Below are 15460 nucleotides of genomic sequence, written 5' to 3'. Positions count from 1 at the left end.
CAATATTTAAATTATAAGGAAACTTTTTGAGCTCAGTCTGGTTTAATAGGATTGGATTACTTTATGATATCTCTAAGCACAATTAAATCCCATCTGTATCAATACCTTTCGATTCGACAGAAGAGGCCTTTTCCTAGAGACTTTTTTCTTTTAGGAGCTTCGGTCACTATTTTTATTTTACCCATGTGTCTCCATGCAAATCTGCTCCCTCAAGGAGACTATAACGTCATATTTATATTTGTAGATGACCTAAAACCGAAGATCGGAGCCTTTGGAGACAATCAAACGCATACGCCAAATCTTGACTCCTTTGCGTCGACTGCAGTGCGCTTCACTAATGCTCACTGTCAGCAAGCTGTTTGTGGCCCTTCTCGAAATGCTATACTTACCGGGCTCAGACCTGACACTAGCAATATTTGGACAAATAATAATGCAAATGAGTTTCGCACCATTTTAGGAAGAGATTTTATTACCCTTCCCCAACATTTTTCTGAGAATGGATACACAACCTATGGTATCTCTAAGATCTTTCACAGTAATAGAGTTAGCAATACAGAGACCGGCTTATCATGGAATGACGGCTATGAATCAGCTAATGCTCCACACATCTATTATGAGGGAACCACGAACTCTGGGAAATGGCTCTTAGAAGATAACGGAACTAGACAAGTCTCTGTCACAGACAAAGGAGAATTTAATTATCGTGAGAGCCCACCTCGCGCCGTTACAGATGAAGATTATCATGATGGGCTAGCCGCGCAGGCGGCCCTGGCCAAGCTTGGTGAATACAGCCAAGATTACCTCAACAACAACAAACTTTTCTATCTCCATGTTGGTTTTAAAAAACCTCACCTACCTTTTGCAGCGCCTAAAGCCTATTGGGATCTATACGATCCAGACAGCATCGACCTCAGTTACTATGATGGATCTGTATCTCTACCAGAGGGTGGCGAGGCATTTACTGCTCCTATAGCGGGTGAAGTTTCAGGCTATGAGGACGTCGATAGAGTTCCCACACTTGAAAAAGCGCGCGAGCTCATCCACGGCTACATGGCTTGCGTTTCCTTTATTGACGCTCAAATTGGAAAAGTTCTTAATGCTTTGCATGAGCTTGACCCTACTGGCAATTTAGCAAGTAATACGGTCGTCCTAATTTCTGGTGACCATGGGTGGCATTTAGGGGATCACGGAAACTTCTGGACCAAACAAACAGTTTTTGAACAAGCTACTAGAACTCCACTTTTAATCCGTTCTCCAGGGATGTCAGAGCTTGGCACGGCTGGTCGGGAGTGCTCTGCACCAGTTGAGCTTATTAATATTTACCCGACTCTTGTTGATCTGGCAGGTTTACAACAACCGCAACAGCCTAATGGCCTAAATTTTGAAGGCCATAGCTTAAGACCACTCTTAGAAAATCCGCAAGCAAAGTGGAGTCGTCCAGCATTTAGCCAATTTCACAAGAGAATCTCTATAGGAGATATTAATAATGAATGGGGCATGGGATACAGTCTCCGCAATGAGCGCTATCGTTACACAGAATGGTATGTAACCGATGCCGAAACTCGCGATCAAAAACAAAGTTCCGAGCCAGTTTTTAGTGAGCTATATGATTATTTAAATGATCCAGATGAAACCACCAACTTAGCTGTTAACAGCACACACCAAGACCTTAAAGAGTTCCTTTCCCTACAGCTTAATGGAGGAAACGGCTGGAAGGATAACTTTATAAATACTGAAGCCAAACACCATCTAGCGTTACTAAAAATCTACCAAGAGAATTTGTTACTTCAATTTCACACATCTTCATTGAATTACAGCTGGCAATTGCAGGCGTCTGAAGACCTTAAAACCTGGTCACCTATTGAAGCCTATAATCCATTGTCTATAGACCTTAATGGATTCGCTTCTGCTAGAGTTCCCTTACTTAGTAAGGACAGAATGTTTATTAGAGCCTTCGGAGCAGAAAGCACGGAACCTCTCCTCCCCGGTTTCTATGAACTTTTTAATGAATCACTCCAAATTTACCTAGATGGTGATTTTGTGGTAATAGAAAGCAATGGTGTCCCTGACCACCGCAGCCCCTACTTCAACACGGACGACCCGCGGCATGAAGCCTACAATGGACCGAACCCGGATTTTCGCTTGAACCCGAACCGGATCTCTGAAAGTAAATTAGTATTTAGGATTCCCTTGGACCCAGCTCCTGCCAACAATAATCAAACCACACGCTTAGGGCCCTTCGGCATTGCTCGAAACGGTGTTGCTCTTTTTAACCAATATGCCGGACCTAATGAACCTCTAACGCGTGAAATCAACACGTTTGATCAACACAACGGACATCCTACGGGAGCCGATCTTTATCACTATCATGTGGAGCCTTTGTACCTCACCGAGAAATATGGCAAAGAAGCCTTTATAGGAGTCCTTTTAGATGGCTATCCGGTATATGGGCCCGAAGAGAATGGCAAATCTGTGACAAACAATGATCTGGATGAGTTTCATGGCCACTTCGGGCCAACGCCAGATTTCCCTGAGGGTATTTATCATTACCACATCACACTTGAAGCACCTTATATTAACGGTGGTGAATACTATGGAACCCCAGGCACGCAGACCAACTAAGTTACCTCAAAATCCGTTATGAAGAGCAACAGTCCAAGACTTGGTGCAGCTTTGATCGTCCCCATCGTACTGTTCACGGTCGTTGGATTAGCAACTAATAGTTGGCTTAAAAAACCTGGGCCAGAACATATGAGGTCATCCTCAAAAATCCTTTTCTCTGAGGACCCTTATCTTAAGCGACAAGAAGGTAAGATGTACTACCATGATCTTCCTTTCACCGGCACCATTTCTGAGAACTATCCCAAGGGATCTCTCAAGCAACGAACGCTTTGGCAAGATGGTATGCGTGAAGGCATTCAGGAAAGTTGGTATACCGATGGGAGCAAGAAAGAATTGCGCTATTACAAAAAAAATCGTAAGCACGGCTTGCATAAAGGGTGGTATCGAGACGGCAATCAAAAATTTCTCTTACGCTTTACCAATGGCAATTACCACGGACTTTGCCAAGAATGGCATGCCAATGGGCAACTCTACAGCCAACGTCACTTTGAAGATGGAAAAGAAATCGGTTCTCATAAAACCTGGACTCCGGATGGAAAAATTTTGGCCAACTACGTCATTAAAAACGGAAGACAATTCGGTCTCGTAGGCTCCAAGCTATGCAATACCACTCCTTAAAATACAAGCAAATATACTCTACATTCTTACTGTGCCTCTTATGGTTCTTTTCTCTCCATAACTCCAAGGCAGAAAAGCATTCTCTAGACTCATTACCCTTTTACAATGGCCCCGATTTTACCCCCATGTGGATCTCCCCGATGAGTGAAGAATATGAACAAATTCATACCATTATTTCCTTTTCATTTACGAACCAAGAAAATCAAATCATAAGTTCCAAAACCCTAGATGGTAAGATTTACGTGGCGAATTTTATTTACACTTCTTGTGGTGGTCTTTGCCCGAAAATGACTCAAAATATGGCTCTAGTTCAGAAAGCATTTAAAGATGATTCTGAAGTTGTTTTACTCTCTCATACAGTCACGCCAGATATCGATACAAGTTCCATTCTTAAAAGCTATGCCATAAGCTATGGAGCCATGCCCGAGAAGTGGCATTTTCTCCGAGGATCTAAGAAAGAAATCTATCAGATTGCGCGCACCTCTTACTTTGCCGACAAAGACATTGGTTTTAAGAGAGATGAAAATGATTTTCTACACACCGAGAATTTTATTTTGGTAGACCACCGAAGAAGAATCCGAGGCGTTTATAATGGAAGCCTCACACTAGACATGAAACGCCTCGTGCAAGATATAGAGACTTTAAAAGAGGAGTCTTCTTTAAAATCTATCTCACATAAGAGATAAGATTCTGCTTACTTTAGACCCCCTAGTAGCACTGTTATGATGCTCTCTTCTTCTACTGATTTTAGTTTCATTATTCCTTTTATTTACAAATTATCAACAGACATGATTAGTAATGCTCGAATAAATTCGATGTATTTAGATAACTAGTCATGTACATTTAATGAAAGATGAGAAGGCTTCAAGAATCCTCAAGGCAAGTATGGAACTCTTTATCAGGTTTTTCCAGGCAAAGAGGTTATCTTTCAAACCCTGAAACGAACCGAACAGATATATTTTAAATGCAATTAATTCGCGTAGAGACCCTCATGCGTCTTTGCATGAACAATTAGCTCTGGCATGCGAGCATTTGGCGTGTCGAGCCATATGAGCTGTTCCCATGCTCTCCGAAATCAGAGGAGTTACAAGATTTTGGATTTCTACACGCTCGAAAAGCAGTAGAATTAAGCTATCAGAAGTGAAGCGATTATCTTAGCCATTCTCAGATCCTGTCATTCGATTAGCTCTTCCAAACCAAAAAGCACGCACCTACTTGCCAGTTCAATATGCGGCTTAAGACATATGCTAATGATCTAGCGGACCTAAGGGCTCTTGTTTCGGCCATGCTCAAAATCATTATGTAATAATTTTCCCAGTACCGTTTCTGGCTGAGAACCAACCTCTTACTAAGTTCGTTTAGAATGTCCAGGTAGCCCTTAGCTAAGAGCCCTCAGGGAGAGGAGCGCTATTCGCAAGAAGCTTTGTTCTAACCCTCTTCTTCTCTGATTTCTTTATAATGTTTAGCTCCCTTACAACGCATATAGTCATAGATTTCTTTGTTGTTACTGGCAGCGTCTAATGGAGTTGATAGGTGCTCTTTACCTTCCATTACATTAATATTCGCTCCCGATTCCAACAATAGTTTAACACTATCAAAGTGTCCCCATGCACAAGCATAGCCTAATGCTACTTCGCCGTCCTCGTTTCTTCCTTCGATGTTTGCCCCATACTTTAATCCAAGACGGATTGCTTCCGGATCGGAATAAACTAAACATAAAAAACTTTGACGTCCCGAATCGGGATGCAAGCCCAGTTCGAAAGCAGTTTCTAAAAACTCAGGAAAATGGCACACGATTTCAGAAGTGATAGACATAGACTTATCATGATGAAAATCAGGGAAAGCACGAATGATAGTTTTTAAAACGCTCACCTTTCTTTTCGATAATGCATTTAAAAAAATCTTATTGAGTTTTTTGAGACCCATATTGCTAGGAATCGTGTCAAATCCATATCTTCGTTTTAACCATGATTTTCGCTCTGTCATATTTTGTCTCGAATAATATCATATATGAGAAGTTGAACAAGATGCCTAAAAGCTTGGGCCTCGAGGAAAAGAGAGTCGGCGAAAGTGTATTCCATCAATCGTCTCTGCATAGCTCCAATAGTCAAGCTAGGGCGAGCCTTTCAAGCGCACGGAACTTCAATCCGGATAGAGCAAGGACAAGATTTTAGACAGATCTTTAAATCACTACTTCATAAACTAAGTTTAATTCTTCTTGGTTGCCTTTGTTTCCGTCTCAACAGGATCCGCATCACCATTTGCCTCCAGAAATGCGAACAAGGCTCCTTTCAACCGATTGAAGGTTTTCTGGTGCTCTGGACTAGAACTCAAATCGTTGAGTTCATACTGGTCTTTTTCCAAATCATAGAGTGCAAATTCCGGTCGGTGGTGCAGTTTACGAACCAGAGGATGATCCGCACCCTCTGCCAGAACCCAGGACAGCGTCGGTTCGATTATTTTTTTACTTTCTCTCGATTTCCCAACCGTCGCGTCACCTTCCAAGAGCCTGAGCGCTCTGGTCAGCGTGACATTCGACGTCTTCTCAGCACTCTTCGGTGAGTAGATTAGGCTATAGCGACCGTCGCGGACACTGCGAATCGGATAGACTCTGTCCCTGTTATCGATGATTCCCTTGTTGCTGAAAGCGCCAAAAACGTAGTTATGAAGGCGGGTTGGGGTGCCAATTAAGTTCGCCAACTGGCTTCTGCCGTCAAAATCAGTTGCCTCGAATTCGCCACCCGCCATTTCGACGATCGTGGGGGCGATGTCACACATCCAAAGCAGCTCTTCGGAAACATGACCTCTCTTGATACGGCCCGGAGCATAGGCAACGAGGCCTGTACGAAGGCCATTGTCAAAGCAAGTCCACTTGGCAAAGGGAAACTGACTGCCTTGTTCGGTGCAGGCGAAAAGCACCGTCTCTTTAGCAAGATCCGACTCGTCCAAATAGCGACGCACTTTCCCAACTAAAGCATCAAAATGAGTCACCTCAGCTAGATATCCGGGCAATGAAGCGCGGAGCTCAGGAGTGTCAATCCAATAGGGCGGAATGTTGAGAGTGGACGGGTCGTAGGCACTGGCATCCCCATTAGTGAACTTGGCGTGTGCGTCGTGCGAGGCGATGACGAGGCAGAACGGTTTTTTCTCCACAAGGCAGGCCTTGATGAATTCCTTCGCCTTGGCTAGGAAGACTTGGTTGTCATCTGTATTACCCAGTCTTTCAAATGGATAAGCTTGCTCAGGGCCAATGTGCCCTTTCCCCAGCAGAGCCACTCTGTATCCCAAGGGCTCTAAATAGTGAGGGAGGCTTTTGGTATCTGCTGTTGACTTCGAGTGATTCAAAAACGTTTTTGTGCGCCATGGAGTCCTGCCGCTGTAGAGCTCTTGACGAAACGGGGCACACATGGCAACTGAGGTATAGGCTTTGGCAAACCTCACACCGTCGGCAGCTAGTTTATCAATGTGGGGCGTGTTACATCGCACTCCACCACCATAGCAGCCGAGGTTGTCACAGTTAATATCGTCACCTAATAAGAAGACGAAATTGGGCCGTTCCGCCCGGAGAAAGGTCACGGCGACGAGGAAGAATATAGATAGGAGAATGAATTTCATGTGGGTTATTCTATTGCGCGAAGGTCAAACGGCCAGCGTATTAAGACCCTCAACTGCGATGCTCTGTCTTTTTCCTTTTCTCAAATTCGCTTTTAACTAACTCAACTAGATCATCAAAATGGATAGCTAAGGACTTTGCTACAATCTGCACAGGTGACCCGTACATTTTGTAATTGGCCCTAAGCACGATTCTAGAGAAGCAATTAGACCGGTCGATAAACTGATTTGGATCCCTTGTAAGGAGCATCAAAATTTTCTGACAAGCAACTTCTACCATGGTTATCTGCCAATTTCCGACCACTCTACCAGTCCAAGACTCAACGGACTGGACTGGTATGTTATGCCTCGATCATCAATCATTAGGCCTGGCTTTGCCTTAAATAATTTTATAGTAGCCATGACAAAGCATAGGCCAAAAAACAAAACAGATAGCCCCCGATAATAGCTATGGGTATGGAATTTCTATACATTGGTGATACTGAACCCCTAGGAGCAATCAGCATAACACCGCCAAAGAGCACAAACACTAGGCCACCAGGCCATAGCAGTGCTATCCTGCTTTCATTTAGTGGTATAGTGATTTTTTCACTCATCTATATAAAAGAGATCGTCAACAGTCCGGTTCAACCTTGATCTTAGTGTGTGCACTATTTACTTTAGTAGAGAACCAGTCTGGGACCTCTTTTTCATCCAAAGGCTTATCCAGAAACGTGTGCTGTAACCGTTCAAGAAAATAATAAAAGATCTCTGGCTTTCGGCCAGAGCAAAAAGTATGCATTTACTCTAGATGAAGAAACTCAACTGGTCTGTTAAGTTCCAGCCTATGTTGAAATTTCGTCATCGAGTAGTTTGACAGTCACTTCTAGTGAGTCAGGATGAACATAAAAATGGACTTTAGCACCCAAGCCAAATGTGCCACCTATGCTTGCTTGGCATGGAGTCATATTTTTAATCTCAGAGTCATCCATCTCTACTTCGTAATCTATCTTATTCTTTTCAAGTAGGCTTGAAATATACTCGGCCTCGTATACTGGAAACGTTCCTGCAGGCAAATACTCGACGTTTTCTGACATCATAAACTATATTCAATCCACTAACATCAAAATGATCCAAAGCGAGCACGGTTAGCGCATTCAGTCCACTACTTTGTTCTGTAAAGTTTTCTTTATGTTCAAACCAAAATACCAGTAAAAAAGTATGTAAAAAATTAGAAGTAAAATAAAGTCTATTGGGTTTCCAGACTCTGTATCAATATCTAGTGATTGAGCTATGAGATATGTAGGAACTGCAATAACAATGAAAATTAGGATAGCCCTCAATGCCACGGGTAGTCCTATAATAAAATACTTATTAAGAAATTGATTGCCATTTGCTCCATTGTTCAATCTGTATAGATACAGAGTGCCAAATACCACTGCTATGACATCTAGGCCAACTTCTAGCCAACCCCAAATAGTTGTGACTTCATACGTCATGTAAGTTCCTAAAGCAACTAGTAGTGAATAAGTAATAAAATAGGGTAGCACTAATCTGTCATTAATCGTGTCCTCCTTAAATAAAGCCACTGCTTTTGATGTGCTCCAAATAATCATCTTTCTACAGAATGTCCGAGTGACCCGCGAGCGTTTAACGAGTTGGGTCTACTGACTGGTTATGCTGTTCTTTTTTGTATGTCTCTGCAAAAAATAATGCCATAGAGCCAGAAAGGTTCACTGCTAGCTTGGCATGTCTTTCTGATGGTCTAACTCTCTTGGCACTCTTTCCATGAGCATCACCTAGTCTGTTTCTAAGTGCCCCAAGGCCTGTTACTACACCTGAGCACCCTCCTAAAATCTGTTTAAATATGGGCTCTCGGTGTAATTCAGGAGCCAAATTTAATTCTTTTGATATTTTCTTATATAAATCTGGTAACTCAATCTTGTCATGATCATACTCTATCTTTCTTGCATCTAAAATATGCTTAAAAACGGTCTCTAATAAATTTCTAGATGCTGTAATGGCACCTTCAGGGTCATTTTTGAATCTCTCCAACATTCTTTTCCATGATCTTGTGATTTCTTCAGAATTAAATAGTTGAAGTCCTGCTAGAATATCCTCTTCAACAGGAGATGAAGAGCCTGTTTCAAGGTGTAAGAGTAGAGGTTCAAATTCAGACCAAAGAAATTCTCTTCTCTCTACGTAGTGATGGAACTTCATCTTGATGAAGTTCCAAAACTGATTAAGTGATCGTTTACTTCTAAACCATGCAGGAAGGTATCTTTCTAGCTCAGAATTTTTTATGAAATAGTCTCTTAGATATTGAAAGTCGTCATCATACACACTCTCACCAGTAGCACGCCCAATAAGCAAATTTACTAATGCGTCAGCAGCTTCGTAGTCGTTTCTTATTTCATGTGCAATAGCCATAATTTATCTGTATAATGTACATTAGGTGGGGGGTGTTTTGTATTTTTATATTATGGGTGAAAAGCTGTCTAAGCAATGAAGAAGCCTTCGCTTCACGGGGATATGGAAGGAATAGATAGATCTACGAAATACAGAAATAGATTTTGATTTGTATCGTCCGGGTTACATCGCCCAGCTCATGAATGGCTCAATTATTTATGGAGGATAATGAGAAGCCAGCCTAGCAAGAGGCAAATGCCGCCTATAGGTGTAATGGCACCTAGCCATTTGATTCCAGTTACGCAGAGAATGTAGAGGCTCCCGCTGAAGATGATAATCCCAATGGCAAAGAATCCAAAGGCCCAACTTTTTTGAGGCGCCCAAGTCGCCAAAACAAAAAGAACTACCGCATGAACGAGGTGGTAAAAGGTTGCGGTCTTCCAATGATCTGTCGTTTGGTTTTGCTCTAGAATTTCTTTGAGCCCATGGGCACCAAAGGCTCCTAGAGTAACTCCTAAAAATCCAAAAACTGCTGCTATTCTTATGAGCCAAATTTCCATATTCAGAGTGCTTCTATCCAGATAAGTTCCTTTACATTCCAAATCCTTATGTCATCGACAAGCCTCATCATTATCCTTGATAGCGAGATTTGCTTCTTCCTTGAACTCTGAAATTTTCGCTTTGTTTCTCTCATAAGCTAGTTTGTAGAGAGCGCCCGCACAATGTTTTCCCATTCCTGATCTAGCGAGCAGGAAGGTTTTGTTTTACTAGATCGATTATACCAATAGCTGGCGTTTCCTTGGTCGCCCTCTTTACGGTGAAGATAGGCATGCACCCAATCCGCCTCTTGACCACCGGGCTGGGTGGCATCGTGTGCCTTCCCCCAATCACCTTTTTTATCCCACCAAAGAGCAAGAAGCCCCGGGCTAAGATCGGAAGGTGGCTGATTCTTTTCTAAACTGTCCATGTATGCTTGATAAACCATGAGTCAATATCATTCGTGAAGTAAGCTAGTCCAATAGGCCTTGAAGATCTTCCCAGCTTAGATTTTGCACAAAAGCTTCTTCGCTGACCAAGGTGTTGGCTGCTAGATCTTTCTTCTTTTGTTGTAGGTTGATAATTTTTTCTTCCACAGTGCCACGGGCAATGAGTTTGTAAGAGCTTACTATTTTGTTTTGTCCAATTCTGTGTGCTCGAGCAGTCGCTTGGTCTTCGGTAGCAGGATTCCACCAAGGGTCAAAGTGAATCACGGTATCGGCGGCTGTGAGATTCATACCTGTTCCTCCGGCTTTTAGGCTGATAAGGAAGACTGGTATAGAATCATCTTGTTGGAATGTCTGCACGACTTCTTGTCGTGCGATGGTGCTTCCATCGAGATAACAGTATTTGATCTCTTTTTGCTTTAATTCTTGTTCCGCTAATTTCAGTAGGCGCACAAATTGGCTGAATACGAGAACTCGGTGATTACCATCTATGGCTTGCTGCAGAAGTCCCAGGAAGTAATCCATTTTAGAGGATGGTTCCGTCCACTCTTTGGTTTCCAGGTGTGGTAATAGCCCCAGGTGACAGCTAATCTGGCGAAGACGAGTGAGTGCTGTAAGGACCGCCATTTTGCCTTTACCATTCTGGCCCATTCTCTCAAAGACCTCACGCCGGCTTTGGTCTAAAATAGAGTTATAGACACTCTTTTGTTCGTTCGTCAGATCGCAGAAGGTGATGTGTTCCAGACGCTCTGGAAGATCCTTCGCTACTTCCATTTTGGTGCGTCGTAAAATGAACGGGCGAAGTCTTTGTTGGAGACGGCGGTGAGCTTTCTCATCATTCATTTTGCCAATGGGCACTTCGTAACGGTCCTTAAAATCTGTAGCATTACCCAAATAGCCAGGCATGAGGAAGTCAAAGATAGACCATAGATCAAATAAGGAATTCTCGATGGGGGTGCCGGTAAGCACAAGGCGATAGTGTGTTTTAAGAGACTTCACGCACTTAGCATTTTGACTGGAGCGGTTCTTGATAAATTGTGCTTCATCCAAGATAACACATTTAAAGTCCATTTTCTTGTAGTACTCTATATCTCTTCTCAATAGAGCATAGGAGGTAATGATAATTTCATGCTCGCCAATCTTCTCGAAAAGATTCTTACGTTTGGGACCATGAATGACCAAGGTCTTGAGCCATGGCACAAACTTACTCGCTTCATTGGCCCAGTTATAAACCAAGCTCGTAGGACAGATGACTAAACAGGGCTGACCTTGCCCTGGCGATAACCCATTCTGCCAGCTAGAGATAAAGGCCAGAGTTTGCAGGGTCTTTCCTAATCCCATTTCATCTGCCAAGACACCAGACATTTTGTGGCGCGCCAGGTGATGAATCCAGTATACCCCTTTATTCTGGTAAGGTCTTAGAAGCTTCTGAATCTCATTGGGAATCGCCACAGGATCCGGGTTGCTAAAATTTTTTAGGGTTTCCCATTCATCACGACAGATGACTTCCCAGTTTTGAGATTTGATAGCTTCTTCAAGGTAGCAGGCATAGCGCTTTTCTAGCTTGATGACTCCACTATCTTGCTGAACATCACAGTCTCGAATGACTTCCTCAAACTGTCCCACAGACTCTGTAGGAAGCAGTGCAATACGTCCGGAAGCGAGACGGTGGTGACTAAGCCCAGTCTGGAGCAGCTTTTGTACTTCTGACGGGGTTAGATTGCTCCCAGAGTTCTTTTCTTTATAATCAATTCTAACAGAAAGCCATTCTTCCCCACTAGATTCGATCATGATTTCGGGCTGAATCAAATCACAACGATCTAAGAAATTGGTCAAACGGCCAGAGTATTCTATCTGCCATTTATTTTGCCAAATGGGTAGAATATTACCCAAGAATTGACCCACTCTATTTTCTGAGGATAGGGTATAGAATTCAGGTTGCCTCTTACCTGGCTCAAACCCAGCAGCAATAATTTCTTTTTGAATTCTGCGTTCTTTATTCTTATCTCTTACAAAATAGCGGTAAGGATTGTTAGGGTCCGGCGTCCAATCGTCTACAGCTTTGCCAGGCCTTTCTTTTTTACCAGGGAGCCCCTGCAGCAAATACTCTTTGCCCCCGTATTTTACTTCCGCTCTGCAGCTAATACCAGAGAGCAAGCCATCCAATTTCATATGCACTTCTGGACTTATGGTTTCGAACTCTAATTTTTTACATGTCTCACTCAGTGAGACATCTGCTTGGCGCTCCAGAAATGGAAGCTCTGTTTGAAAAAATTGAGACAGCTTTTCCCGAGGAATGGTGACGTCCTTTTCTTCAAGAACTTGGTAAACGGGATTTAACTCATTAAGCCGAAGAAGCTGATCCTCATAGTAGTGCCATAAACCTCTGCTTGTATGTAATAGCGAACCGCCTTGCGGATGATCTTCCTCCAGGTGAAGGTGTAGTTCTCCTTGCTCTGTAATATCCAAGTAGAGTTTTGGTTTCTGGGGAGAAACCAAAACCTGCAGTCTGGATTTTTTACCAAGCCAAATACGTGGATGCCCCACAATGCTGTTAAAAAAGTTAAAGAGATCTTTGCCTTGCAACAGCCAGATACCTGGAACTGTTCCGCCATTGAGTTGCTCACTGGTTTGGAGATAGCGATAGTCAGCATCGCTGACAGTATATGGTTCAAGCTGCTTACGAGGCACGAAATCCAGAGGCTTCATTGGTTGACCCTTTGCACTTGCCTCAGTAATAACCCGCATTTCTCCTGCCTTCCAAGCTTCTTCTAAGTTGGTAGGTAATAAGATGTTAAGTTCTAAGGGAATAAAGGAGGTTGAAGCTTCATCGACGGAAGTAAAATGTAACTTTGGCAAATCAGGAGCCGCCGATTTGGTTGCCGTCCTGCTTGGTTTTGGACTAGAGTTAATTGCTTCCTGCTGTTCTTGAGCGATATAGGCTAACCCTACCGCTATGACATGCGGGCAAATAGTGCCGTATTCACGAGCCTGTCTGCAGCTGCACATATTCTCTACATCAGATAGCCTATATCCAAGATGCAGTCTTGCATTAACCGTGCTCGTGCCCGTTTGAACCACCCCTGTCAACATAGGGGGTTCGTAAGAAACTGCCTTGACTTTCCCGCTCTCAAAGAGAGATCTACCCTCTTTCATAGCTCTCCATCCTCCTATCTCTAGGAGCAACTCCTTCGTGATCCTAAGCGGTTCGGATTTTTTCCGAGAATAAGGCATCCTTTCGATTATTCCGGATGAAAAAAGAAGATCAAGTCTACATGTACAGAATCTATAGAGTTAATGATATAAACCCGAATGATGCCATAGAGCCTTAAAGGTCTGTGCAAGATCCTGGCTTCACGGACCATAGAGTCCCTAGGGTCATTACCCTATCGATAGATTTTGGTCGATTGTCTTTTTCTCAGGGCTCAAGCTTTTACCCATCTCGCTCAACCTCTACTCGTTCGGTTTAAATTTGGTACTCAATATTAGTTTGGTGTTCTCGTCTGAGGCGCTCAACCTGATCTGCTAAAGAAGATAACTTCTTGTTATTAAGAACGTTTTTAGAAGCCTCCGCAGCCTCAGAGGTTACTAGGTTTAAACTCGAGGAGATTGGGTCATCGGAGTCTGCGCCAGAAGAATTAGGCGAAAGGTCCCCTTCAAGCAGACAGAAAATCTCATATAGTGAAATGTCCTTGGTATCGACATCCAGTGCATAACCGCCGTCGATACCACGCTTGCTTTTTAGAACACCGCCCTTTTTCAGAGTTAAGAGTATTTGCTCAAGATACTTTTCCGGTATACCAGAACGCTCCGCTATTTGAGAAGTTTGCCGCCATTCTTTGCCAGCCCTTGCTTGCAAAGTCATTTCAATTAGAGCACAAACGCCATACTCGCTTTTCTTAGAAATTTTCATACCCAGGCCATGTTGTCTGACAACACCTGCCAAAGTCAATATTCTATACGCTGAGGAAGAAAGTAGAAGCGAGGGGACCGAAGCAAAAAATTCGGAGGGTTAGTCGCACTCTTCTAAGGCGAGCAGATAGAGAACCAAACAGCTGCATTTTCTGATAAATATTAGGTTAAGGATAAAGTACAAGTTTGGGACTTCCTGTTGCATTTTAGCGTAGCGAGGTTTACCTTATTATAAGATGGCTGAATCCAAAGACAAAAATAATGGGGGTAAAAATTCACCTGTACCTGGCTTGGGCATTGTTATGAGCAGTCGTGTAAGGCTGGCTCGGAATGTCAGTAATCATGCTTTTCCGGGATGGCTCAAGAAAGATAACCGAGAAAAACTTTTACATGAAATTCACCCCTCTGTCGCCGCCCTCACACAAATGAAGCATGCCAGAATCAATGACAGGATGGATAAATTTACTCCCCTAGAAAAACAGTTATTGGTCGAGCAACATCTTATCAGCAGAGAACATGCTGCCAAGAATGCAGGCAGTGGTCTTATTGTAAGTCAGAACAGTAACTTAAGTGTTATGGTGAATGAAGAAGATCATCTAAGACTTCAAGCCATACTACTGGGCCCTCAGTTGAAGGAGGCATGGAACGAAGTGGATTCCGCAGACAGCCAATTAGAAAGTAAATTGGATTACGCCTTTTCGCCCTCACTGGGCTACTTGACTGCTTGCCCAACCAATGTCGGAACTGGCATGCGAGCTTCTGTGATGCTTCATTTGCCGGGGCTTGTTCTGAGCGAGCAAATCAACCAGGTGATCAAGTCCATCAACCAGATTGGTCTTGCGGTAAGAGGTTTATATGGCGAAGGAACTGAAGCTTTAGGAAATCTTTTTCAAGTATCTAATCAAATGACTCTTGGGGAAAGTGAAGAGCAAATCGTTGAGCGAATCCTTAAAGTCACAAATAATTTGATAGAACATGAGCAAAATGCACGTCAAAAGCTTTTGCAAGAGAAAGGACGCATGATTGCAGATCAGATGGGTAGAGCTTACGGAGTTATGAGTTATGCTTACTCAATTTCATCCAAAGAGGCCCTAAATCTGCTCTCCATGTTACGATTAGGCGTAGATCTTGGAATCTTGCCTAATAATTTGCGCTCAAAGATCGATGATCTATTTATAACCACGCAACCTGCTCATTTGCAAAAGGCTGCTGACAAGAAGCTCAATGCAGAAGAAAGGGATGCTTTCCGGGCAGACTTACTGAGGGGTAAGCTGAAGGAAATAGCAGAACCTTCTATAAAGAAGTTAAGCTTTTGAAATGATAGT

At 43.0% G+C, this 15460-nt stretch carries 13 protein-coding genes; 4 read left to right on the top strand and 9 right to left on the bottom strand.

The features are described from left to right. Positions 1-183: 183 nt before the first annotated feature. The 3 genes from AAGA18_00785 (at position 184) to AAGA18_00775 (ending at position 3926) form a co-directional block, all read left to right on the top strand. Positions 184-2622: a sulfatase-like hydrolase/transferase gene (locus AAGA18_00785; GenBank protein MEM9443862.1), complete on the top strand. Its 2439-nt coding sequence runs from the start codon at positions 184-186 to the stop codon at positions 2620-2622. Positions 2623-2640: 18 nt separating this feature from the next. Then, positions 2641-3240, top strand: a complete 600-nt coding sequence (locus AAGA18_00780; GenBank protein MEM9443861.1) for a hypothetical protein — start codon at positions 2641-2643, stop codon at positions 3238-3240. Between the two features lie 140 nt (positions 3241-3380). Continuing rightward, on the top strand, positions 3381-3926 hold the full coding sequence (locus AAGA18_00775; protein ID MEM9443860.1) for an SCO family protein: 546 nt from the start codon (positions 3381-3383) through the stop codon (positions 3924-3926). Positions 3927-4668: 742 nt separating this feature from the next. On the opposite strand, the gene AAGA18_00770 is transcribed toward AAGA18_00775, so the two are convergent. The 9 genes from AAGA18_00770 to AAGA18_00730 all read right to left on the bottom strand — a co-directional run bounded on the left by AAGA18_00770 (position 4669) and on the right by AAGA18_00730 (position 14169). Then, positions 4669-5226 carry an ankyrin repeat domain-containing protein gene (locus tag AAGA18_00770; GenBank protein MEM9443859.1) on the bottom strand — a complete coding sequence of 186 codons (558 nt, stop codon included), beginning with the start codon at positions 5224-5226 and terminating at the stop codon, positions 4669-4671. 222 nt (positions 5227-5448) lie between these two features. After that, positions 5449-6855 (bottom strand): sulfatase, encoded by a 1407-nt coding sequence (locus AAGA18_00765; GenBank protein ID MEM9443858.1) that lies wholly within the window; start codon positions 6853-6855, stop codon positions 5449-5451. A gap of 821 nt (positions 6856-7676) precedes the next feature. Beyond that, positions 7677-7931 carry a hypothetical protein gene (locus tag AAGA18_00760; protein ID MEM9443857.1) on the bottom strand — a complete coding sequence of 85 codons (255 nt, stop codon included), beginning with the start codon at positions 7929-7931 and terminating at the stop codon, positions 7677-7679. Between the two features lie 57 nt (positions 7932-7988). After that, entirely contained in the window at positions 7989-8447 is a 459-nt protein-coding gene (locus AAGA18_00755; protein ID MEM9443856.1) for a hypothetical protein, read from the bottom strand. Positions 8448-8481: 34 nt separating this feature from the next. Next, positions 8482-9261 carry an abortive infection family protein gene (locus AAGA18_00750; GenBank protein ID MEM9443855.1) on the bottom strand — a complete coding sequence of 260 codons (780 nt, stop codon included), beginning with the start codon at positions 9259-9261 and terminating at the stop codon, positions 8482-8484. Between the two features lie 191 nt (positions 9262-9452). After that, positions 9453-9800, bottom strand: a complete 348-nt coding sequence (locus AAGA18_00745; protein MEM9443854.1) for a DUF423 domain-containing protein — start codon at positions 9798-9800, stop codon at positions 9453-9455. A gap of 137 nt (positions 9801-9937) precedes the next feature. Next, positions 9938-10225 carry a hypothetical protein gene (locus AAGA18_00740; GenBank protein MEM9443853.1) on the bottom strand — a complete coding sequence of 96 codons (288 nt, stop codon included), beginning with the start codon at positions 10223-10225 and terminating at the stop codon, positions 9938-9940. Between the two features lie 25 nt (positions 10226-10250). Continuing rightward, entirely contained in the window at positions 10251-13379 is a 3129-nt protein-coding gene (locus AAGA18_00735; protein ID MEM9443852.1) for an SNF2-related protein, read from the bottom strand. 310 nt (positions 13380-13689) lie between these two features. Then, positions 13690-14169, bottom strand: coding sequence for an Rrf2 family transcriptional regulator (locus tag AAGA18_00730; GenBank protein MEM9443851.1), 480 nt, complete (start codon positions 14167-14169; stop codon positions 13690-13692). A gap of 202 nt (positions 14170-14371) precedes the next feature. On the opposite strand from AAGA18_00730, the gene AAGA18_00725 reads away from it, so the two are divergent. Further along, positions 14372-15451 (top strand): protein arginine kinase, encoded by a 1080-nt coding sequence (locus tag AAGA18_00725; GenBank protein MEM9443850.1) that lies wholly within the window; start codon positions 14372-14374, stop codon positions 15449-15451. The last annotated feature ends 9 nt before the right edge of the window (positions 15452-15460 follow it).

The sequence above is a fragment of the Verrucomicrobiota bacterium genome (assembly GCA_039192515.1).
In the GTDB taxonomy this organism is placed as follows: domain Bacteria; phylum Verrucomicrobiota; class Verrucomicrobiia; order Methylacidiphilales; family JBCCWR01; genus JBCCWR01.
This window is presented reverse-complemented; position numbering and strand designations above follow the sequence as displayed.